General features: G+C 55.0%; 19 protein-coding genes and 1 other RNA gene. 17 read left to right on the forward strand and 3 right to left on the reverse strand.

The window, feature by feature from the left end; genetic code table 11:
• The first annotated feature begins 237 nt into the window (after window positions 1–237).
• From WBG83_RS14050 to WBG83_RS14075, 6 genes are all read left to right on the forward strand, one after another.
• A complete protein-coding gene (locus tag WBG83_RS14050) occupies window positions 238–1,851 on the forward strand; it encodes a DEAD/DEAH box helicase (RefSeq protein ID WP_336745737.1) in 1,614 nt (537 codons plus the stop codon).
• Window positions 1,852–2,030: 179 nt separating this feature from the next.
• Window positions 2,031–3,059, forward strand: coding sequence for a YesL family protein (locus WBG83_RS14055; protein WP_336745738.1), 1,029 nt, complete (start codon window positions 2,031–2,033; stop codon window positions 3,057–3,059).
• Window positions 3,060–3,260: 201 nt separating this feature from the next.
• Window positions 3,261–3,441, forward strand: a non-coding RNA gene (ssrS, locus tag WBG83_RS14060) — 6S RNA.
• Window positions 3,442–3,584: 143 nt separating this feature from the next.
• Complete coding sequence (gene thrC / locus WBG83_RS14065; RefSeq protein WP_336745739.1) at window positions 3,585–4,979, forward strand: threonine synthase; 1,395 nt, start codon at window positions 3,585–3,587, stop codon at window positions 4,977–4,979.
• Between the two features lie 359 nt (window positions 4,980–5,338).
• Window positions 5,339–6,301: a class II fructose-bisphosphatase gene (gene glpX / locus WBG83_RS14070; protein ID WP_336745740.1), complete on the forward strand. Its 963-nt coding sequence runs from the start codon at window positions 5,339–5,341 to the stop codon at window positions 6,299–6,301.
• 345 nt (window positions 6,302–6,646) lie between these two features.
• A complete protein-coding gene (locus tag WBG83_RS14075; RefSeq protein ID WP_336745742.1) occupies window positions 6,647–6,835 on the forward strand; it encodes a hypothetical protein in 189 nt (62 codons plus the stop codon).
• Between the two features lie 233 nt (window positions 6,836–7,068).
• On the opposite strand, the gene xylB is transcribed toward WBG83_RS14075, so the two are convergent.
• Entirely contained in the window at window positions 7,069–8,598 is a 1,530-nt protein-coding gene (gene xylB, locus WBG83_RS14080; protein WP_336745743.1) for a xylulokinase, read from the reverse strand.
• Window positions 8,599–8,830: 232 nt separating this feature from the next.
• Here xylB and WBG83_RS14085 point away from each other — a divergent pair, with 232 nt between their 5' ends.
• From WBG83_RS14085 to WBG83_RS14095, 3 genes are all read left to right on the forward strand, one after another.
• Entirely contained in the window at window positions 8,831–9,445 is a 615-nt protein-coding gene (locus tag WBG83_RS14085) for an NUDIX hydrolase (protein ID WP_336745744.1), read from the forward strand.
• The gene (locus WBG83_RS14090; RefSeq protein WP_336745745.1) at window positions 9,442–10,044 is read left to right on the forward strand and encodes an HD domain-containing protein; all 603 of its coding nucleotides are present in this window, start codon (window positions 9,442–9,444) and stop codon (window positions 10,042–10,044) included. Before WBG83_RS14085 ends, WBG83_RS14090 begins: the two co-directional genes overlap by 4 nt.
• A gap of 96 nt (window positions 10,045–10,140) precedes the next feature.
• Entirely contained in the window at window positions 10,141–10,359 is a 219-nt protein-coding gene (locus WBG83_RS14095) for a DUF2905 domain-containing protein (RefSeq protein ID WP_336745747.1), read from the forward strand.
• Here the strand turns inward: WBG83_RS14095 and WBG83_RS14100 are convergent.
• Window positions 10,352–10,801: a GNAT family N-acetyltransferase gene (locus tag WBG83_RS14100; protein WP_336745748.1), complete on the reverse strand. Its 450-nt coding sequence runs from the start codon at window positions 10,799–10,801 to the stop codon at window positions 10,352–10,354. The two genes, WBG83_RS14095 and WBG83_RS14100, sit on opposite strands and share 8 nt — an antisense overlap.
• Window positions 10,802–10,873: 72 nt before the next feature.
• Window positions 10,874–11,326, reverse strand: coding sequence for a DUF6526 family protein (locus tag WBG83_RS14105; RefSeq protein WP_336745750.1), 453 nt, complete (start codon window positions 11,324–11,326; stop codon window positions 10,874–10,876).
• Window positions 11,327–11,473: 147 nt separating this feature from the next.
• On the opposite strand from WBG83_RS14105, the gene WBG83_RS14110 reads away from it, so the two are divergent.
• From WBG83_RS14110 to WBG83_RS14145, 8 genes are all read left to right on the forward strand, one after another.
• Window positions 11,474–13,033, forward strand: coding sequence for a L,D-transpeptidase family protein (locus WBG83_RS14110; protein WP_336745751.1), 1,560 nt, complete (start codon window positions 11,474–11,476; stop codon window positions 13,031–13,033).
• A 208-nt stretch (window positions 13,034–13,241) separates the two neighbouring features.
• Complete coding sequence (locus WBG83_RS14115) at window positions 13,242–14,291, forward strand: Gfo/Idh/MocA family oxidoreductase (RefSeq protein ID WP_336745752.1); 1,050 nt, start codon at window positions 13,242–13,244, stop codon at window positions 14,289–14,291.
• Between the two features lie 310 nt (window positions 14,292–14,601).
• Window positions 14,602–15,060, forward strand: coding sequence for a stage V sporulation protein AC (gene spoVAC, locus WBG83_RS14120; protein WP_336745781.1), 459 nt, complete (start codon window positions 14,602–14,604; stop codon window positions 15,058–15,060).
• On the forward strand, window positions 15,060–16,079 hold the full coding sequence (gene spoVAD / locus WBG83_RS14125) for a stage V sporulation protein AD (protein WP_336745753.1): 1,020 nt from the start codon (window positions 15,060–15,062) through the stop codon (window positions 16,077–16,079). Before spoVAC ends, spoVAD begins: the two co-directional genes overlap by 1 nt.
• On the forward strand, window positions 16,080–16,430 hold the full coding sequence (gene spoVAE, locus WBG83_RS14130; protein ID WP_336745754.1) for a stage V sporulation protein AE: 351 nt from the start codon (window positions 16,080–16,082) through the stop codon (window positions 16,428–16,430).
• A gap of 118 nt (window positions 16,431–16,548) precedes the next feature.
• Window positions 16,549–17,508: an AAA family ATPase gene (locus WBG83_RS14135; RefSeq protein ID WP_336745756.1), complete on the forward strand. Its 960-nt coding sequence runs from the start codon at window positions 16,549–16,551 to the stop codon at window positions 17,506–17,508.
• Window positions 17,509–17,511: 3 nt separating this feature from the next.
• A complete protein-coding gene (locus tag WBG83_RS14140) occupies window positions 17,512–18,792 on the forward strand; it encodes a DUF58 domain-containing protein (RefSeq protein WP_336745757.1) in 1,281 nt (426 codons plus the stop codon).
• Complete coding sequence (locus WBG83_RS14145) at window positions 18,789–21,056, forward strand: DUF4129 domain-containing transglutaminase family protein (protein ID WP_336745758.1); 2,268 nt, start codon at window positions 18,789–18,791, stop codon at window positions 21,054–21,056. The genes WBG83_RS14140 and WBG83_RS14145 overlap by 4 nt, the downstream gene beginning before the upstream one ends.
• Window positions 21,057–21,097: the final 41 nt, after the last annotated feature.

Below are 21,097 nucleotides of genomic sequence, written 5' to 3' on the forward strand. Positions count from 1 at the left end.
AAAGATAAAATAAGTGGGGCAATTTCACTGGTAATCACAGTGCATGGTATGGTATAATAACTTAGATATTCTTAGGTTCGACCATAATTTTCCTGAATGGGAATGTTTTTTAGATACAATAGGAAATAGCTTCGATTTTTGAAAAAGAGAGAACCTTTCAAAAACGGATGGAGTCGTACTTAAGGGTACATAAAGTAGGGATATTTATACCCTTAATCAAAAGGAGATTGAACTGTATTGAAAACTTTTCAGGAATTTGATTTGGATCCAAAGGTGCTTCGGGCGATTACAGAAATGGGCTTTGAAGAGTCAACACCTATCCAAGAAAAAACGATTCCGCTTGGTCTTGAAGGACGCGACCTCATCGGTCAGGCACAAACCGGTACAGGGAAGACCGCAGCCTTCGGTATTCCGCTGATCAGCAAGATTCAAACCACTGAAGAAAAAATCGTGGCGCTCGTCATGTGTCCGACCCGTGAGCTTGCGATTCAGGTCGCAGAAGAAATCAGCAAGCTCGGACGCTTCAAAGGAACCCGTTCCTTGGCAATTTACGGCGGTCAAGATATCGTAAAGCAAATCCGCGCGTTGAAGAAGAAGCCGCAAATTATTATCGGTACCCCTGGACGCTTGCTCGACCACATCAACCGCAAAACCATCAAGCTGGATGATGTTACGACTGTCATTCTTGATGAAGCGGATGAAATGCTGGACATGGGCTTCATGGACGACATCCAGTCCATCCTGAAGCTTGTACCGGAAGAACGCCACACGATGCTGTTCTCCGCGACGATGCCGTCGAACATCCAGAAGCTGGCTCATCAATTCCTCCGCAACCCGGAGCACGTATCGGTCATTCCGAAGCAAGTCAGTGCGCCGACGATTGCACAATCCTACATTGAACTGCAGGAAAAACAAAAATTCGACGCCCTGTGTCGTCTGCTCGACATGGAAGCGCCGGAGCTGGCTATTATTTTCGGCCGCACCAAGCGCCGTGTCGATGAATTGTCCGAGGCGCTGCAAAAACGCGGTTATTCCGCAGAGGGCCTGCACGGGGACTTGTCCCAAAATCAGCGCGACCATGTCATGCGCAAATTCCGTGACGGCAGCATCGATGTGCTCGTAGCTACAGACGTAGCGGCACGCGGTCTGGACGTATCCGGCGTTACGCACGTAATCAACTTTGACCTCCCGCAGGATCCGGAAAGCTATGTGCACCGTATCGGCCGGACTGGCCGCGCAGGTAAAGAAGGCAGCGCGTGGACGTTCGTCACGCCTCGTGAAATTGACCACCTGCATTTTATCGAGAAGCTGACTCGCCATCGCATCACTCGCAAGCCGCTGCCTAGCTTGGCCGAAGCGATTGAAGGCAAGCAAAAAGCGACTGCGGAGAAGCTGCTGGAAGTCGTAAACAGCGATGATTTCAATGAATATAAAGCAATTGCGATTCAGCTTCTGGAGCAGTACGATTCCGTACATCTGGTCGCTTCCGCAATGAAGCTCCTGACCGGTGAGAAAAAGGATGTAACAATCGAGCTCACGCCGGAAGATCCGCTTCGTGCGAAACGCAGAAGACCGGACGTGCGCTCCAGCGGACGCCGGGTAGATTTTGGCCGCAGCGGAAGCGGCGGCGGTCGTGGCGGCTATGGCGGTGGCGGTGGCGGCGGAAGCCGTTATGGCAGCAGCAGCGGCGGTTCGCAGCGTAAAAACTATGGCAGCAGCGAAGGCCGCAGCAGCTACGGCAACCGTGAAGGCCGCAGCGAAGGCGGACGCAGTGACGGCGGCCGGGGCCGTCGCGAAGGCGGATATGACCGCAAGCCGCGCAGCAGCTCGGAAGAATTCGTAAACAACTAATCTTGTTCTAACAAAAGACGAAGCCGTTTTTAACGACTTCGTCTTTTGTCCTTATTTGGAATGGATGAACGGATACCGTCGTTCCCCGTCGACTTGAGCGCACGAGGTCAGGGCCAACTCGACGGCAACAGGCTATTTGTATTATAGTGAATATATTCGCGCAGAAGGGGGATACCGATTTGGAATTTCGTGGCATGATGGGCGGACTGTACCGTATATCTGAATGGATTATGCGTTTCTCCGTAACCAACGTATTGTGGATTATATGTTCAATCCCGTTTATATTTGTAACGGTTGTACCGTTTTTGAACCCCGAAGCGGTCATGAGTCTCGACCAGATGAAAAGCGTGCTGCTCATTGGCATGGTTGTCGCGCCGTTTTTTTTGTTTCCGGCGACAACGGCTATGTTTACAAGCGTGCGGAAATGGATTATCGGCGAAGAAGACGCGCCATTATTGAAAACGTTTTTTCGGGGCTATAAGGAAAACTATGTGCAAAGCTTGATTACGGGCTGGATGTTCATGCTCATCTATTTGCTGCTGTACTTAAACTATTCCTTCTACAGCGGCAAGGGCGGCGTACTGGGGATGGTCGCTATGGTATTTCTGTCCCTGTTCCTCATTACATTTGCGGCGATGATTCACTCCTTCTCCATTATGGTTCATTTTCATATGAAGGTGCTGCAAATTCTAAAAAATTCGTTTCTGATTACATTGGGTAATCCGTTGACCGCAATTATGATGCTGCTCGCAGACGGATTCGTCATTTACATGAGCTCGCAGTTTACTTTTTTAATCCCGTTTTTTGCGGGAACGCTGATGACGTATTTGTCGTTTATTAGCTTCTACCGGGTATTCCAAAAAATGCAGGCCCGTCAGGAGAAGCTGAACGAGCAGCAGAAGCTGAAGGAAGATCAAGCTGAGCTCCCGGGCGCGGCAGAGGCAGAGCAGCCGGTTCGTCTGGAATCCGCCGCAAGCTCTCAAGCGGAAGGGGAAGTATCTGTTCATCCAGAGCAAGCGGAAGCCAGCGCCAGTGCTGCGCAAAGCCCGGGTCAGCCTGCTGAACAAACGAACGGCCACAAAACCGCTGCGAACCAAGCAGAGGAGCAGGGAACGCTGTATGTGGAGAACGGGCCTTACACGGATTTCCACAAGCGCTTTAACAAGTCGGAATCCGGCGGCAGCGGAGACAATAATTCCGGTAAATAATGGCTCTCAACCCCCCGGCTTTCACTGCGGCTGACAGTCATTCTATAGCTGCATTGCCGCAGCTGGCAGGCTGCGCATGGTTGAAATGAGATGGCCGGTTTGGCACCGGACCGGAGCTGCCGTGTGAGCCAATCGCGAATTTATGTTTTTTCCGGTTTACTTTCGGCACTCAGATGTCTATAATAAGGGTACACCAACAACATCATCCTGCGTTGCCCGTCACGGTTTATAGTTGTTTTAAACCAATGATTGTTTCTAGGGAGACCTACATCGCCCTTCGGCTGAAATGCCCCCAAAAGGGGACTTCAAAAGAACGGCTGCGGACACCCACCTGCGAGAGCAGGTTTGAAACACGAAATCGGACGGCATCCGCGGGGGATGTTGTTTTTGTGTTCCGGAAGCGCAAAATTTTCAAGAATCGGGTTCGCATCTGAGCCCTAATGATGTTATGATGTAGTCAAAGCATTGACTATAGACAACGCGGTCTCGCGCGGATTTTGTTGCTTGCATTAGGAGGAATGACGTATGCATTATATCAGCACAAGGGGAAACGTTGGACAAATCGGATTTATCGACGCTTTTTTGATGGGCCTGGCCGATGACGGCGGCCTTCTGGTTCCGGGGGAAATTCCGGTTATTTCTGCGGACAAGCTGAAGGAATGGGAGAAGCTGAGCTATCAGGAGCTGCTGCTGGAGATTTTCTCCTATTATACCAATGATGAAATTCCACAGGATGATCTGAAGGCGATGGTTAAGGCCAGCTATGCCACCTTCCGGGATGCAGAGGTAACGCCGGTTCGTAAGCTGAACGACCGTCTGTATCTGCTGGAGCTTTTCCACGGCCCGACCTTCGCTTTTAAAGATATTGCCCTTCAGTTTATGGGCCAATTCTATTCCTATGTCTCGACCAGGCACAGCAAAACGATTCATATTCTTGGCGCGACTTCGGGCGATACCGGCGCATCGGCTATCGAAGGCGTACGCGGCAAAGAAGGCATTAAAATTTGCATCCTGCACCCGCACCAGAAGGTGAGCAAGGTTCAAGAGCTGCAAATGACGACCGTTCAGGACGAGAACGTGCTGAATTTGTCCGTACACGGCAATTTTGACGACTGCCAGCGGATTATCAAGGATTTGTTTGCTGATGTGGAATTCAAAGAAAGAAATCACCTGTGCGCGATTAACTCCATCAACTTTGTCCGGATTTTGGCGCAAACGGTTTATTATTTTTATGCTTACTTCCAGGTTCGCCAGCAAGCGGGCGATCAGGAAATCAATTTCAGCGTACCGACAGGCAATTTCGGCGATATTTTCGCAGGCTACCTGGCGAAGCGGATGGGACTGCCGGTGAACAAGCTGATTTTGGCTACGAACGAGAACAATATTTTGGAGCGGTTCATTAAGGAAGGCGTCTACAAGCCGGGGCAATTCCGCAGCACGTACAGCCCGTCCATGGATATTCAGGTGGCCAGCAATTTCGAGCGGTACTTATATTACATCCTGGGTGAAAATGCGGAAGCTGTGTCGTCGCTGATGGCCCAGTTCAAGGCTGCTGGCGAAATTGTGATTGCGCCGGAGCTGCTCTCCAGGGTGCAGGCCGAATTTGCTGCTCACGGGGTTGAAGGCCAAGAATGTCTGGATACGATTAAGAAATATTACGCTTCAAACAGCTATCTCCTTGATCCGCATTCGGCATGCGGTGTGGCGGCGGCGGAAGCATGCGGGGAGAGCGGGGTAACCATTTCCCTGGCAACAGCACATCCGGCCAAATTCGATGAAGCCATTCGTTTGTGCGGCATTGAGCAGCAGTATCCGGAGCCGATTGCCCAGTTGTTCCAGAAACCGCAGCGTCAAACGGTGGTCGATGGATCGGCGGAGGACATTACGCGCGAGCTGGTGCAGTTTTACAACCGTGGTTAAATGCAGCACGAATGAATATACATTGCAGGTGCAACTCCGAAATTTCGCGTATTAGAAAATGAACAAGGCAGACGGCGGGCGTGATATGCTTCCCTTTAAGTAGACAGGTTGAATAAATAAACCGCTACGGGAAAGGAAGCATATCAGAAGCTGGCTGTCTTTTTTTATGTCTGAAGCTTTATAGAAGCTAGTAAAGGCGCGGGGTGATTTTAGCTGCAAGCTTGCATGTCCGAGCAGTTCTTCTTTTTCCATAAAAGATGCTGTCCCGCTCAGATAAGTATGGTATTCGCTCCGCAGAATGATATAATGGATTCGGTCACATATCTAAGTAGCCATGAATAGGGATGGAGGGGGACGTTATGGAAAGAGAGCTGGCGTTAGAACTAGTACGGGTAACAGAACTGGCGGCACTTGCATCAGCCAAATGGGTCGGCCGGGGGAAAAAGCATGAAGCGGATGACGCGGCAACGAGCGCAATGCGCAAAATGTTCGATTCCGTTTCCATTCGCGGCACAGTTGTTATCGGGGAAGGCGAAATGGACGAGGCCCCGATGCTGTATATCGGGGAAGAGGTCGGAAGCATGAACGGCCCCGAGGTTGACGTAGCGGTTGACCCGCTGGAAGGAACAGACATTGTGGCGAAGGGGCGCGATAATGCCATTTCCGTGCTTGCCATTGCAAATAAAGGGAATCTGCTTCATGCGCCGGATTTATATATGGAGAAGCTCGCATTCGGTCCGGAGCTGGCCGGCAAGCTGAGCATTGAGGCGCCGATAGAAGAGACGCTGCACACGGCTTCGCGTATTTTGAAAAAAAGCTTGAGTGATTTGACGGTGATGATCCTCGATCGGGAGCGTCATTCCTCGCTGATCAGCACGCTTCGCAAGGTCGGAGTGCGCATCCGCTTCTTGGCTGACGGTGACGTAGCCGGGGCCATCGCGCCTGCGATGCCCGAAAGCGGGGTGGACATGTATGTCGGCTCCGGTGGAGCGCCGGAGGGCGTGCTGGCCGCGGCTGCATTGAAATGTCTGGGCGGCGAGCTGCAAGGGCGGTTAATGCCTGGCAATGCGACGGAATACCAACGCTGCATCGATATGGGGCTGACGAATCCGTATCAGGTGCTGACGATGAACGATATGGTCGGCGACGGCGATGTTATTTTTGCAGCGACTGGGGTAACCAGCGGCAGCTTCCTGAAAGGGGTTCGTTATATGCCGGGGGATCGGGCGGAGACGGATTCGCTCGTTATGCGCGCCAAAACACGGACCATTCGCCATATTCAGGCCATCCACTACCTGCCGAATAAGTCGGTGCTGGGGTAAGCGATAGAACGGACAAGCCAATAAGCCGGTGGCGGCCGGTTGCGGGTATTGAGGCAACGTCGAAAGGCGTGTCCGGGACCTGCGCTTGATTTGGCCGGTAATAAGAACGTTATTTGCGGCTGCGGGTTTGTTTATTGGAATGGGCTGCCGGGCAAGCCGCAGTAACATAAACAGAAGCAAGGGAAAAGGCGGTTCTCGACAAGGCCGCTTTTTCTATTGAATCGATTCGAATTCCCTAAGCCTCCCGCGTAAAGCGGGTTGAAGCTCAAGCGGCTATCCCGAGCATTAGAATGGGATTCGGAGAGTGTGTTACTTCATTAACGTCATGAAAAGGGAACTTGATGCATGCAGCGTACTTTGAGCCTGATTTGGAAATATAAAGCGCATTATGTGATTGCATTTCCGGCAGTACTGCTTGTTTTGCTTATTAAACGGATTCCAATGATAATTAGTGTGGCGGCGATCGGCTACGCGAGGATGCGTCCGGACGAGGGAAATGCGGGCGCTGGCTTTGCACAACAGCGTATGCTGTAGCGGCCGGCATCCCTTCAGGCGAGCGCAAGGTAAAGACAAGCTATCATTTTTAACCTCGATATGATGTAAAAAATGCCCCCTTCGCGCAGGCAACGGCATAAACCTTCGGGTTTATAACCGATGCCGGCTAAGGGGGCATTGGTGATCCGGCTGTGCCGGACGACGTCCTGCTGCTTCAAGACGCTCTCGATTCAATAGCAGCTGTATGCTGTCCGGCTAACCGCGAGTTCAGCTTAGCCTTGGGCCAGTCCGCTGAGCTGGTGCATCGTAGCGCGCAGCGTCGGATACAGGCTGCGGTAGACGGCATAATACGGCTCGTATGCCGCCTGGTTGGCCGGAATCGGCTCAACCCGGTCAACAACCTGAATCCAGGCCTCACACAGCTCGGAAATATCACGCTGCAGCACACCGGATGCAGCCATGACTGCAGCGCCGTAGGCCGGTCCGTCGGTGGAATTGACGGTTACTACCGGCAGGCCGAAAATGTCGGCAAGCATTTGCCGCCAAAACCTGCTGCGGGCCCCGCCGCCGTTCACACGAAGCTCGGTTACGGCAATACCGGACTGCTTCACCAGCTCCAGGGAGTCGCGCAGGCCGAAGTTGATGCCCTCAAGCACGGCGCGCGTCAAGTGCGCTTTGCTGTGCCGCAGGTTCAGGCCGATAAAGCCGCCGCGTGCCTGCGGATCCGGGTACGGTGTGCGCTCGCCGGTCAGGTAGGGCAGGAAAATCAGGCCTTCGCTGCCAAGCGGAGCGGTCTCGGCAAGGGCGGTTAAACATTCATAAACATCCTTGCCTTCGGCCTGAGCCTGCTGCAGCTCTTCGTAAGCAAAGTGATTTCTCCACCATTGGAACGAGCCGCCTGCAGCAAGCATAACGCCCATTCGGTGCCATTTGCCCGGTACGCCGTGGCAAAAGGAGTGCAGCCGGCATTCGGCATCGACCTGATAGCTGTCATCATGGACGAAGACCACGCCGGAGGTGCCGAGTGCAACAGAGGCAATACCTTGCTTGACGACCCCGACCCCGACAGCTCCGCATGCCTGGTCGCCGCCGCCGGCGACAACTGGCGTGCCTTCGGCAAGACCGGTCAAGCGCGCCGCTTGGGCAGTCAAATGGCCGGCAACGTCATTGCTCTCGAACAGCGGCGGCAGCCATTCCATCGGAATGCCCAGCTTGGCGGTAACGTCCTGTGACCATTTGCGGCCGGCCACATCCAGCAGCAGGGTGCCGCTGGCATCGGCTACATCCATGCCGAAGGCGCCGGTCAATTGCAGGCGGACATAGTCCTTGGGAAGCATCAGATGCTGAACCTTGGCGAAATTGTCCGGCTCGTGATTGCGAAGCCAGACGACCTTCGGCGCTGTAAAACCGGTCAATGCGCGATTGCCGGTAAAAGCCGCCAGCTGCTCCTTGCCAATCGTTTGCTCGATCCAGCCGCATTCGGCAGCCGTTCGCTGATCGCACCACAGGAGTGCCGGGCGGACGACCTGGAGCTGCACATCAAGGAAGACGGAGCCGTGCATTTGCCCGGACAGGCCGACCCCGGCTACGTCCGCCTCGGTGACGCCGCTTTTGTGAAGCAGGTGTTTAATGGCTTCCGCAGTTCCGTTCCACCAATCCTCCGGGTTCTGCTCCGCCCAGCCCGGATGGGGCTGCAGCAGCGGATATTCGGTGCTGTGGCTTGCTTTTACTTGACCGTTCTCGTCAACCAGAATACATTTGACGGCCGAGGTGCCAAGGTCAATCCCTAAAAAGTAACGCAATGTAATCCCTCCACCAAAGGTTTGAAATGCGAACGGAATGCCGATCCTAATTCCTTAGTCATGCGCAGACAAGCTTTGAATGCGCCTTGTTTTCCGTTCAACTATGTTTGTTTATTAAATATACAAAGTTATTATACCCGATTGTCGAGGCTGTTTCTATTACAATTTTGTCATGTTTATGATAACGTAAAAGCTGAAATGACAATTTACGGGAGAAACGGAGATTCAGCTGATGCGGTACAACTATACGATTTGCTTCATCCGGCGCGGCAGCGAGCTGTTGCTCCTTAACCGCCGCAAGGCGCCCAATATGGGGCTATGGAACGGTGTCGGCGGCAAGCTTATGCAGGGCGAATCCCCGCTGCAGGGGGTGCTTCGGGAGGTCCGGGAGGAGACGGGGCTGACGCTGTCGCAGGCGCGATTTGCCGGAACAGTGGCCTGGCCGGAGGAGGAAGCCTCTCCACGCGAAGCCCAATCGCGCGTTGCGACACTGCGTGGCGGTCGGTCGAGCCCCGCACAGGCCGGACAGGAGACGGGAGTCGGCGTGCCCGGGCGCGGGGGGATGTTTGTATTTTTGGCCGAGGTTCCGGATAACATGCATGTACAGACCCCGGCTGCTACGGATGAAGGCGTGCTTGACTGGAAGCCGCTGGAGTGGATTACAGACCCGGATAATGCGGGGATCGTGGAAAATATCGCCTTATTCCTGCCGCCGATGCTGTCCGGAGAAGCTCCGCTTGAATATTTCTGCATTTACGAGGGACGCCGGATGCAGAGCTGTACGCCGGAGCCTGTTGCAGCAGACGTGCTTGATTTGGTGATGGAGAAAGGGAGCGTGCAGCGATGAAGACGTTACATATGGACCGGCTGGTTCAGCAAATTCAATTTATTGTTGAGGTAGATAAGCTGAAATCGATCCAGCGCCAATCGATGGTGACCGACCGCACCCGGCAGGAGAACGATGCCGAGCATTCCTGGCACCTGGCCTTAATGGCCATGATGCTGGCCGAGCATGCCAATGAGCCGGATTTGAATGTCATGCGGGTGATTCAAATGGTGCTGATTCATGATTTGGTGGAGATCGATGCGGGGGATACTTTTGCCTATGATGATAAAGGGCAGGAGGACAAGGCCGAGCGGGAGCAGCTTGCCGCCGAGCGGCTGTTCGGGCTGCTGCCGGACTATCAGCGCGCTTTGTTTTTTGAGCTGTGGAACGAATTCGAAGCCCGGAATACCCCGGAGGCGCGGTATGCGGCAGCGCTTGATCGGCTGCAGCCGATGCTGCTGAATTATCATACTGACGGGGCCGCCTGGAGAAAACACGGCGTTACAAGCGACCGGGTATTCAAACGAAACGCACATATCGCGGAAGGCTCCGAGGCGCTGTGGCGCTATGCGGAGCAGATGATACATGACGCTGTGGAAAAGGGCTTTTTGCAGAAATAAGAGACAGCGCAAGCACATAGGCCAACATGCGTGTTATAACGCGCAGCATGTAGTGTGTACGGAGGGAAACTTCAATGCAGGGGGGAGTCCGCACAAATGAATCCAGTGGCCAAGCTGCTGATTATCGGTGGCGTCGTGCTCATTGTACTCGGCCTGCTGTGGCAGGTCGGGGGACGTTTTCTCCATTTGGGCCGCCTGCCGGGTGACATTGTGGTAGAAAAAGAAAACGTCCGTTTTTATTTCCCGATTGTAACGTGCATTATTGTCAGTGTGGTGCTGTCGCTTATCATGTACGTCATCCGGCTGTTCAAATGAGAGACAGCTTCATCTCATGCCAGGCGATGCCGCCGTGCGTTGAAGCCGAAGGACGCACATAGGTGAAGCCCAGCGCCTCATAAAAAGGAATCAGATGCTCCTCGCACATCAGCAGGATGCCCTGCAGCCCGGCGGAACCGGCAGCGGCAAGCAGCTCGCGCATAAGCGCAAGTCCAATGCCCTGCCGGCGCCACTCGGGATGGACCGCAACGGTCAGCACGCAAAAATAAGCGCCGTCCTCGCTTAACCCGGAGTCCCCCTTTAAGCCTTCATTGCTCAAATCAGGGTGATCGGTCCGGATGCCGTTGACGACGCCGACAAGTTCTCCGTTTTCCGCCTCTGCTACGAAATACAGCCCCGGAAACCTCCGCCTGCGCACTAAAAAAGCCTCCAGGGTCGCCGCCGCATCAGGCGGGTACGACTGTTTTTCGATTTCGTACACGGTATGTACTTCCTGATCGCTTGCCACAGGCCGAATGCGAACGCTCTGATCAACGCTCTGACTATTCATAGATTACACCCGTAAGTGATCCGGCTGCCAGCTGCGGATCGCTTTTTTGATCTGCGCCGGTGCCAAGCCTTCCTCGGCTGCCCGGGCGGCAAGGCCGGCAAGCTCCTCGTCGGAGGCGAACCGCAGGGCGATGATTTGCTTAAGCGTCAAGGAGCCGGGCAGCGTCCCGCCTGTCAGCATATAGTAGCGCAGCTGAAGCTCGGTGCGGATTATCCGGTCCTGCAGGCACAGCGCATACAGTCTCAGCTTCATAACGACGACGAGCAGGCAAAGCGAGAAGAGCAGCAGAATAACGCTGAGCAGCCGGTTCTCGCCTGCGGAGAAGCTGGTAAACAGATACACCAGCACAAGAATAAACACGACGAAGGAGCCAGGCATGAGCAGCGGGTGATACAGCGGGTCAAACCGCTTGTGATTATCGACATTTTGACTCGGGCCAGTGGGTTGTGCAGCCATAATAAAAGTCCCTGCCTCTCAATGGAATTGAAGCTATTTTAACATAAATCGGGCCAGCAACTTTATTGTTGATACTAAATGTATCATCTAATATAATAAGCTACACAACGTATCTAAGACGAGCTGTATTCAAAGGAGGGACGCAGATTGGACGGGACGAATTGGCGCCGTTCTCACTATTTAAAATCAAAACTGAACCGTGTAAAAAGCAATCTCTACATTCACCCCAGTGACCCCCAGTATTATGAGAAAGTGATTCGCTTTGTAGATCCCCATTCTCCCGAAGCGCATTACCGGGTTGGCGAGAAGCTGCTGCAGCAGGGCAATAAGCAAAAGGCGGCGATTCATTTTCAAGAGGCGGCCAAGCATCCGTCACCGTTTAATTACATGGCCCGTAAAGAATTAATACGTATGCAGCCGCAGCCGGTTCAGCCGGTCTCTCTCGAGCGCTATGCGGCCTCCAAGCGCGCCTCCCGCTCTGCAGCCGCCGCAGATGAAAGCGCGCGCAGGCAGCTGTCCGGCCGCCAAATGGTGCCTTTTATTCTTATGCTGGCTGTGTTTGCTGTACTGATTGTGTATCTGCTTCAATCCCCCCATTTCAACCGGACGGTCGTCAGCAAGGCGGGCCTGAGCGAGGTCGGGCGGAACGTCGTGTATGAAACGACGGAGCTGCCTTATGTTATCTATTTCGAGGAAGGCGAAGACAAAGCGCAGATCGAAAAAACGCTTCACCAGAAGGCGCTTGATCTGAGCGCAGGCTATCCGGACAGGAAGCTGATGATTTACGGGCTTCGGACACAGGATAAAAGCCTGCTGCACAAGGCCCAGCCGATGAACGGCGAGAAGTGGAAGGATCTGGCCTTCGTCGTCGTCAACTATTTTCCGGCGGTGGACAAGGCGGTAAACATCCGTTTTCTGGATCGCAGTCAGGTCATCAGCCTGGGGGAAGAGGAAGGAGGCGGTGCCGGCGGGCGCCGCCTGCTTGTTTATGCGGTGAACTCGGTGCGTACTGCGCTTGCCCAGTATATGGCCGATTATGGCAGGCCTCCGGCTCGTATTGAAGATCTGGTGCGGCCGTACCCGGACAATTATTTGAGCTTTCTTCCCCGGGAGCCGCTGACGGGAAGCCTGGAGGTTTCCGGTCAATGGGACGGACGCGGCGGCTGGGTGTACCGTCCGGAGCGTACGACCCCGGAAACGATGTTTATCCCGAACGTGAAGCTGGAGCAAGAAATCGGCTTTGCGCCTGTAGAGCTGATCATCGGCAAAGCGGAGCATGTGCTGCTGCTGGAAAGCGGCGGCGTAATTGTGGCCCGGATGCCTGTAGGGCTTGGCGAGCAGGACGGTACGCCGGAAGGACGATTCTCCGTCGATACGCGGGTCCGAAAGCCGCAGGGCCGTCAGCAGGGAAGCTATGGAGCGGCGGCTCTGGGCTTCGGGAGCTATGCCGTTCATGGAACGGCGGATGAATCCTCCATCGGCGTCAATGCTTCCCTAGGCTGCGTACGGCTCCTGAACACCGATATGCGCAGTCTGTACCCCCTTGTGCCGCGCGGCGCGCAGATTCATATTACACGTTCTTTGTCCCCGGCGTACGGTCAGCAGGAACCGCTGCTGGCCCCTGCGGCGCTAGGCGGGCTGATCCCGCCGGGTTTGGCCGAGGAGCCGGAGCGGGGCGACGGCCAGCATTTTTATTGGCTGGGATAGCGCAGGACATGCGGCTGGCGTTTGTATGCGGCAGTCATAGGGAATTGTGTAAGGAAGCCGCCAAACCGGCCGCACTATGATATGATGGATGAGGAGCAGAATGCCCGCGAACACGGGGGAAGCAGAGAACGAAGTGAGGAAGAACACAAAGTAGAATCGAAGGTAGGCTAGAATGCCGCGCTATGGCGGAGAAACGGGGGAACGGGAATTGGAAAGAATACTGAAGGTAGGCTTAATCGGCTTCGGTCTGGGCGGCAAAGTGTTTCATGCCCCGATGATTACCGCGGTGCCGGGCCTGAAGCTGGCTAAGGTAGTGGAACGCCGCGGCAAATCGAGTCAGGAGCTGTACCCTGATGTGGAGGTCGTCACGTCCATTGAGGAGCTGCTGGTCGCTCCGGAAATCGAGGTCGTCGTTGTAGCCACGCCGAGCACATATCACTACGAGGCGGCGAAAGCAGCGCTGCTGGCCGGGAAGCATGTGGTCGTAGAGAAGCCGTTTACCACCACAACCGAGGAAGCGGGTGAGCTGATTGCCCTTGCCAGGGAAAAGGGATTGCATCTGTTTCCATATCAAAACCGGCGCTGGGACGGAGACTTTCTGACCGTGCGCCGTATTCTGGAGCAGGGCATAATCGGCCGCCTGGTGGAGTACGAGGCCCGCTGGGACCGCTATACGCCGCAGCTCCAAAGCTCGCCGTGGAAGGAGCTGGATGCACCGGGAACCGGGCTGCTGTATGATCTGGGGGCTCATCTCATCGATCAGGCATTGTGCTTGTTCGGACGGCCTCAGACCGTTACGGGCGATCTCCGATCCTTGCGTGACGGGGGACAGGCAGTCGATTATTTTGATGTGACGCTGGGGTATGAGCATGTGAAGGTGTCGTTAAAATCCTCACGCCTGGCCCGGATTCAGGCACCGCGTTTTACGCTTCACGGCACGCTGGGCTCGTATATCAAGTATGGCATTGACCCGCAGGAGGAAATGCTGAAGCAAGGTCTGACCCCGCTGTCGCCGGGCTGGGCTCTTGAACCGGAAGCAGGCTGGGGCATGCTGCATACGGAGAAGGAGGGGCTTGGCTTTCAAGGCAAGGTCGCGACAGTGACCGGCGGCTACGAGCATTTTTATCAAAATGTATATGACGTCATTGTGCATGGAACGGAGCAGGCTGTGAAGGCCGAGGAAGCCCGCGACCTGATCCGGGTGGTCGAGCTTGCTTATGCCAGCCGGACATCAGGCACGAAGGTCGTCTGGAGCTAGCCGCAGGCGCACAGGGGGAAATCAGTCACCGCAGGGCAAACGCCTGCATACGATGAGACCAGATACTCTATTGCAGATGGGAGTTTGTTCCATGCGGGTTCAAGCGGGTCTGGTGCTCATCCTTGTGTTGTTCGTGCTGCTTGCGCTGCTGCTCATTCTGCTCGGCGGCATCATCGTATAGTTTATGGAAATCCGGGGAACCGGGCTGTGAACAGCCATCCGCTGCGTGCGGATAGGCTGTTTTTATTTTGGAGAAAATGAAAGCACAGCTTTAGCAGAGGAGGAAGTCACATTGCCTAATAAAGATAAAATGACGACCCCGGCGCAGCAGGCGTATCAGCAGCTCGCAAAAACGAAGGAGCCGCGGCGGCCGGTGGTTTCCAACTGCGTGAAGGCTTTTGTGGTGGGAGGCATCATCTGTGTTATCGGACAGGCGATTAGCGAAGGCTTTATCCGCTGGTTCGGCTTCACGAAGGAAACGGCAGCGGCCCCGACAGTGGCTGTGCTGATTTTTATCTCGGTGGTGCTGACCTGCTTGGGGGTATATGACAAAATGGCTCAATGGGCCGGAGCGGGAACCGCAGTGCCGGTTACCGGCTTCGCCAATTCCATGTGCTCGGCTGCCCTGGAGCACCGCAGCGAGGGGTATGTGCTCGGTGTTGGTGCCAATATGTTCAAGCTGGCCGGCTCCGTCATTGTATTCGGGGTCGTTGCCGCCTTTGTCATCGGGCTGATTATCGCTATTTTTGGTACGGGAGGGATACACTGATGCTGCAGGGAAAACAAACGTGGTTGTTCCGGAACAAGCCTGTGCTGACGGCGGAAGCAACGATTGTAGGCCCGGATGAAGGTCAAGGTCCGCTAAAGGACCGCTTCGATGTGGTGCATCCCGACTTAATGCTGGATCAGGACAGCTGGGAGAAGGCCGAGAAGCTCATGATGGAGCAGGCGGCGCAGCTGGTGTTGAAGCGCTCCGGCTTGCAAAAGGAGCAAATCCAGTTTTATATCGGCGGCGATTTGCTGAATCAAATTATAAGCAACAGCTTTGCCGTAAGGAAGCTCTCGATCCCGTACATTGGTGTATTCGGGGCCTGCTCTACGTCCATGGAAAGCCTGGCGCTGGCATCCATGATTGTGGACAGCGGCGGGGCCCATCATGTGATGGCCGGCACGTGCAGCCACAACTGCACTGCTGAGAAGCAGTTCCGTTATCCGACGGAATACGGCTCCCAGAAGCCGCCGACAGCCCAATATACAGTGACCGGCGCCGGGGCGGCCATTGTATCGGCAACCGGGGAAGGACCTGTCATTACGGCTGCAACGATCGGCAAGGTCGTGGATATGGGCATTAAGGACCCCTTTAATATGGGAGCGGCGATGGCGCCGGCGGCCGCGGACACGATCGCCATGCACTTCAAGGACACGCAGCGCGAGCCGGGCTATTATGATTTAATCGTGACGGGGGATCTGGCTTCGGTCGGATACGCCATTAATCTGGACCTGTTGAAGCAAAAAGAGGTCGATATCTCACAGACGGAATATAACGACTGCGGGCTAATGATTTTTGATATGGAAAAGCAAAAGCAGCTTGTTCAAGCCGGCGGCAGCGGCTGTGCCTGCTCGGCTGTCGTTACCTATGGCCACCTGATCAAGCTGATGCGCGCCGGAGAGCTCCGCCGGATTCTCGTTGTCGCCACCGGGGCGCTGATGTCGCCGATATCGTTCCAGCAGGGGGAGAGCATTCCCAGTATTGCTCATGCTGTAGCAATTGAGAATGGGGTGAACTGAATGCAGTATTTGTGGGCATTTGTAGTTGGCGGGGCGATTTGTGTTATCGGCCAGATTTTGATGGATGTATTTAAGAAAACACCGGCTCATACGATGAGCATTTTGGTTGTGAGCGGAGCGATTTTGGACGGTCTCGGCATTTATGATCCGCTGGTCAAGTTCGCCGGAGCGGGCGCCAGTGTGCCAATTACAAGCTTCGGAAACTCTCTGGTCCACGGGGCCATTAAGGAGCTGAACGAACACGGCTGGATTGGCGTCATTACCGGAATATTCCAGGTTACCAGCGCCGGGATATCGGCTGCGATTATTTTTTCCTTCATTGCGGCGTTGTTCTGCAAGCCCAGGGGCTGAAGGATCTGGACAATTTTACAAACAAATTCAGCGTTTTATCGTTTGTGTTCGCTCCTTCCGATACGGTAGTATAAGGGTAGAATGGCAACATTATTGTACCTGAGGAGGAGCGGCGCAAATGGAAGCGGGAATGAACGAAGACATTCGGTTGCTGAATGAGCTGAGAACAAACTTGGAATCATGCATTTTTGGAAAAAGTTACGAAATTACGCTGCTGCTTACCGCACTGCTCGCCGGAGGACATGTTCTGCTTGAGGATGTGCCCGGTACGGGAAAAACAGTGTTAGTTAAATCACTTGCCAAATCAATCCAGGGCGTATTCCGCCGGATTCAATGTAATCCTGATCTGCTGCCTACCGATATTACCGGGGTTTCGATTTATCATCCGAAGGAAGAGACGTTTTTATTCCGGCCCGGCCCGGTCATGGCCAACATCCTGCTTGCCGATGAAATTAACCGGGCTACGACCAAAACACAGGCTGCCTTGCTGGAGGCGATGGAGGAGCGCCATGTTACGGCGGACGGGGAGCTATATCCGCTGCCGGTGCCTTTTCTGCTTCTCGCTACGCAAAATCCGATAGATTTCGAGGGTACATATGTACTGCCGGAGGCCCAGCTGGACCGCTTCATGCTGAAGCTGAGTCTCGGCTATCCGGACCGCATGACCGAGAAGCAAATGATTTTGTCCCAGACCAGGCAGCAGCCGCTGGATAGATTGAAAGCGGTTGCGGATGTAGAAGCCATTGCCGCTCTGCAATCTCGCGTCAGAGAGGTGTATTTGGACGATTCGGTCGCTGAATATATCGTGGATGTCGTGGGGGCGACCCGCAATCACAACGCCATTTATTTAGGCGCCAGTCCCCGCGCGGCGCTTTCGCTTACCCATGCCGCCCAGGGCTATGCTTATTTGCACCACCGCAATTATGTGATTCCCGATGATATCAAAACGCTGGCGGCGCCGGTCCTGGCCCACCGCATGGTGCTGACCTCGGAAGCACGGATGGCGGGTAACAGCGTGGAATCGGTGCTGCAGTCTGTATTCAGCCAAATCCGGGTTCCCGTGCGGTTGGAGAAATAAGCGATGATTAGCGGAGTTCGCATCGTCAGAGAACAGCGTCCGCGCCAAACCGTCCGCTTCTGGGCGGTCCTTGTGTGCTTTGTAGCGAGCACCTTATTTTTGTTGTTCCAGGGCGGCAAGCTGGCCGCGCTGGTGTTTACGGTCGTCAGCATATTGTGTGCCTATTTGCTGCTTGGCCGCTGGAGCGGGATTTCCCGGACGTCGGGAACCCGCGGCCTGCAGGATTCGCAGGGCGGTCAGGTTCAGAGCATTCAAGCCGGCGATCATGTCACGGTGCAGCTGGAAATTACGATCCCGGGATTTTGGCCGATTCCGTATGTGTTTGTCAAGGATCGGCTGGTCAGGCAGGGCGGCGGCGAAGTCCTCTTTCATACCTCTTTGGTTCCGGATTGGCGGCGGCGCGGGCAGATTAGCTACGAGACGCCGCCGCTTCTGCGGGGGATGTATTATTTTGACCGGGCGGAATGCGTGACAGAGGATGTGTTCGGCCTGTTCGAGCACAAGGGGGAGCTGGTCTTGGACAGCCCGTTCCGGGTGCAGCCGCAGCGCATCGCTATCCGGGAATGGCCTCAGCTGCAGCGTCATGCTCATGGGAGCCGGCATCATTCCTCCATGGCCACAACACACCGGGAGACAACCCAAATAAATGGGGTGCGGGAATATATTTACGGCGATCGTCTGTCCCGGGTGCACTGGAATGCAACGGCCAAAACAGGCACATGGAAATCCAAGGAGTTTGAAAAGGAGTCGCTGCCGCGAACTATCGTGGTGCTGGACCGGGATGAAAAGGCCTATTCGTCCAGAGAGCAATATGAGCTGGCCGTCAGCGTAGCCGCTTCGTTGTTCGAGTTCGCCGCGCAAAAGGATTGGAATATCGGGCTGCTGTCTGCGGGAAACCAGGTGTTTTCCATGGAAGCCAGACGCGGCAAGGGAATGCTGAATGAGGTGCTGCACCATCTGACCGAGGCCGAGCCGGACGGGAAGTTTGGTCTTCTGGAGGTCATGAAGGAGGAGCAGCTGCGTTTTTTCACGCCGGGCAGCTTTCTGATCGTCGTAAGTCCGCGCCAAGGACAGCCGTTGCTTCAAGCGTTTAACTGGCTCTATTACCGGCAAATAAATGCCTGTCATTTGTGGACGCAAGCCGCAGGGCAGCAGACAGAAGGCGGAGCGGAGACGGCCGGAGAAGCCCGGTGGAGAGCGGAGCTGAACCGGCAAGGACATACCGGCTATGCCGTTCAAAGGCTGCAGGATCTTCCTGGCGTGCTAAGGGGGCGAAGCGGTTGAAAGAATCACGTCTATTGCAGCTGCTTCTCCAGTTACTGGCCGATTGGCCGCAGAAGCTTACGGTTTTGCTGACCGGGTTGTTTTTATCTCAATACTTGAGCTGGATTCAGGCCGAGGCATTCTTGTTGCCTGAAACCGATGAAATGCTGCGAATTACGCTTTGGTCGGTCATTGTGCTGCAGCTGTTCACCCGGAAGGCGCCTGCCTGGCTGAGGCTGGGGCTGCAGCTGGCCGTTGTTATCGGCATCACGACGCAGTATGCGGATTACGATGTTTCTTATTTTGAGGGACCGCTGCGGCAGGCGGGCTTATATGGCGTCGTTAAGCTGTTTCCCTGGATTTGGTTCTCAGGCGGGGCATGGCTGCTGATCTTGTTCGCTCTTTGGAGCGTCCAGTCCAAAATGCGCATTTATACGCTTATATTGGTGACGGTATTCGGATTTGCCGTAAGGGATTCCTTCAGCCTGCTAGTCTTGTGGGATGAGGTAGCCATCGTTTTGTTCTCCGGCTTGTTTCTTCTCATCCTTCAGCATCTCGGGGAATTGAAGCGGCGCAGCCCGGACAGCTGGGTGTATTTGTCCGAATATCCGATTATGCTCGCAGGCCCGATAGTTACGATTATCGGCCTGACGATGCTGCTGGGGACGCTGGCCCCGGATATTCGTCCTATGGTGCCGGACCCGTATACCTTATGGAAAAATTACCGGGGCGAGACGTTTACGACGGGCGGCAAGGTAAGCGAGCCGATCGTTGCCGGAGAATTGCGGGTTTCTTCTTCGGGATACAGCCGCAGCGACGGCTCCTTGGGCGGCTCGTTTGATTTCGACTATGCGCCGGTGATGAATGTCGATTCGAACTACCGCAGCTATTGGCGGGGCGAGACGAGATCGCTGTATACGGGACGCGGGTGGGAAGCAAGCGAGGCGGACAACCGTGCCGAGCTGACGCCGGTAACAGCCGGCGGCGTACTGGCCGCCGATTCCCGCATTGACCGCTCCAAGCTGAAAGCCGTAGAGGTCAAACAAACGGTTACGATGCTGCAGCCGGACCAAAGCTATCCCGTCCTGTTCGGGGCCTACCCGGTCTCTTCCGTGACCAGAAGCGGCAGCTCGGCTGCAGGGCGGCTGTCCGGACTATCCTGGACCCCCCGTCTGGGCGAATTGCGGATAAGCGGCAGCCAGGCGTACCCGGAAACCTATGAGCTGGTATCCCAGATTCCGGTGCTGGATGAGGCCGGCCTGCGGGAGGTAAGCACCGTCTCATTGAACCCGGCACAGTGGGAGGATTATTTGCAGCTGCCTGCGAATTTGCCACAGCGTGTGCGGCAGCTGGCGCTGGACGTCTCCGGACCGGGGGAGACCATGTATGATAAGGTCAAGCTGCTGGAGAAGCATCTGGTGCTTAATTACAACTACACGAACAAGCCGGATGTCAGCAAAGGGCGCAGCAGAGACTTCGTGGACCGGTTTTTGTTTGATATCAAGGAAGGCTATTGTGACTACTATTCGACAGCCATGGTCGTCATGGTGCGATCGCTCGGCTTTCCGGCCCGTTGGGTAAAGGGCTATGCGCCGGGCACGACTCCAGCGGATGATTATGAAGCTTCAGGAATCGAACCTGCTGAATGGCTTCATTCGACTGCGGGCGGCTTGTTCACGGTGCGCAATGCGGATGCGCATTCCTGGGTTGAGGTCTATTTCCCTGGATACGGCTGGATTCCGTTCGAGCCGACAAGCGGGTTCACACTCCCGCTGGTGACCCCTGAGGGCGAGCCGGTGCCATTGCCGGAGGTATCGGCGGAGACGGCGGCTGAACCGGAAACCGCGGCTGGTTCAACTGTGCATACCGGCTGGGTAACCGTCAGCGCGGTGCTGGGCAGCATGGCATTGCTTGCCGCTGCGGTATGGCGCTACCGTAAGCAGCTTTACAACCGGCCGTGGATTAAGCGTTTGCTTCAAGCGGCAGATCGCTTGGGCTTCAAACTCAGACTGCCGGGGAGAATGCCTGACGGGACCAATGAACGGGTGATTGCCGAATTCAACCGTCTTATTAAATTTGCAAGGCGCAAAGGGTTTGGCCGCAGCGATCACGAGACGATTCGCGAAACCGCGGCCGGCTGGCTGGAACGCAGCGGTGGCCTGCGCGGCGATTTGGAGCAGCTGCTCGAATTGTTCGAGAAGGCGAAGTACAGTCCGGTGCAGCTGACAAGCGAGGAAGCGGAGCAGGCCATTCGAACGGTCCAGAAGCTGCGCGAGCAAATGTAGTCAGCGGTGAATGAAAAAAATCTTTTTATACAACAAAAACG

The organism is Paenibacillus sp. y28, assembly GCF_037137075.1.
Classification (GTDB): Bacteria; Bacillota; Bacilli; order Paenibacillales; family NBRC-103111; genus JBBBNV01.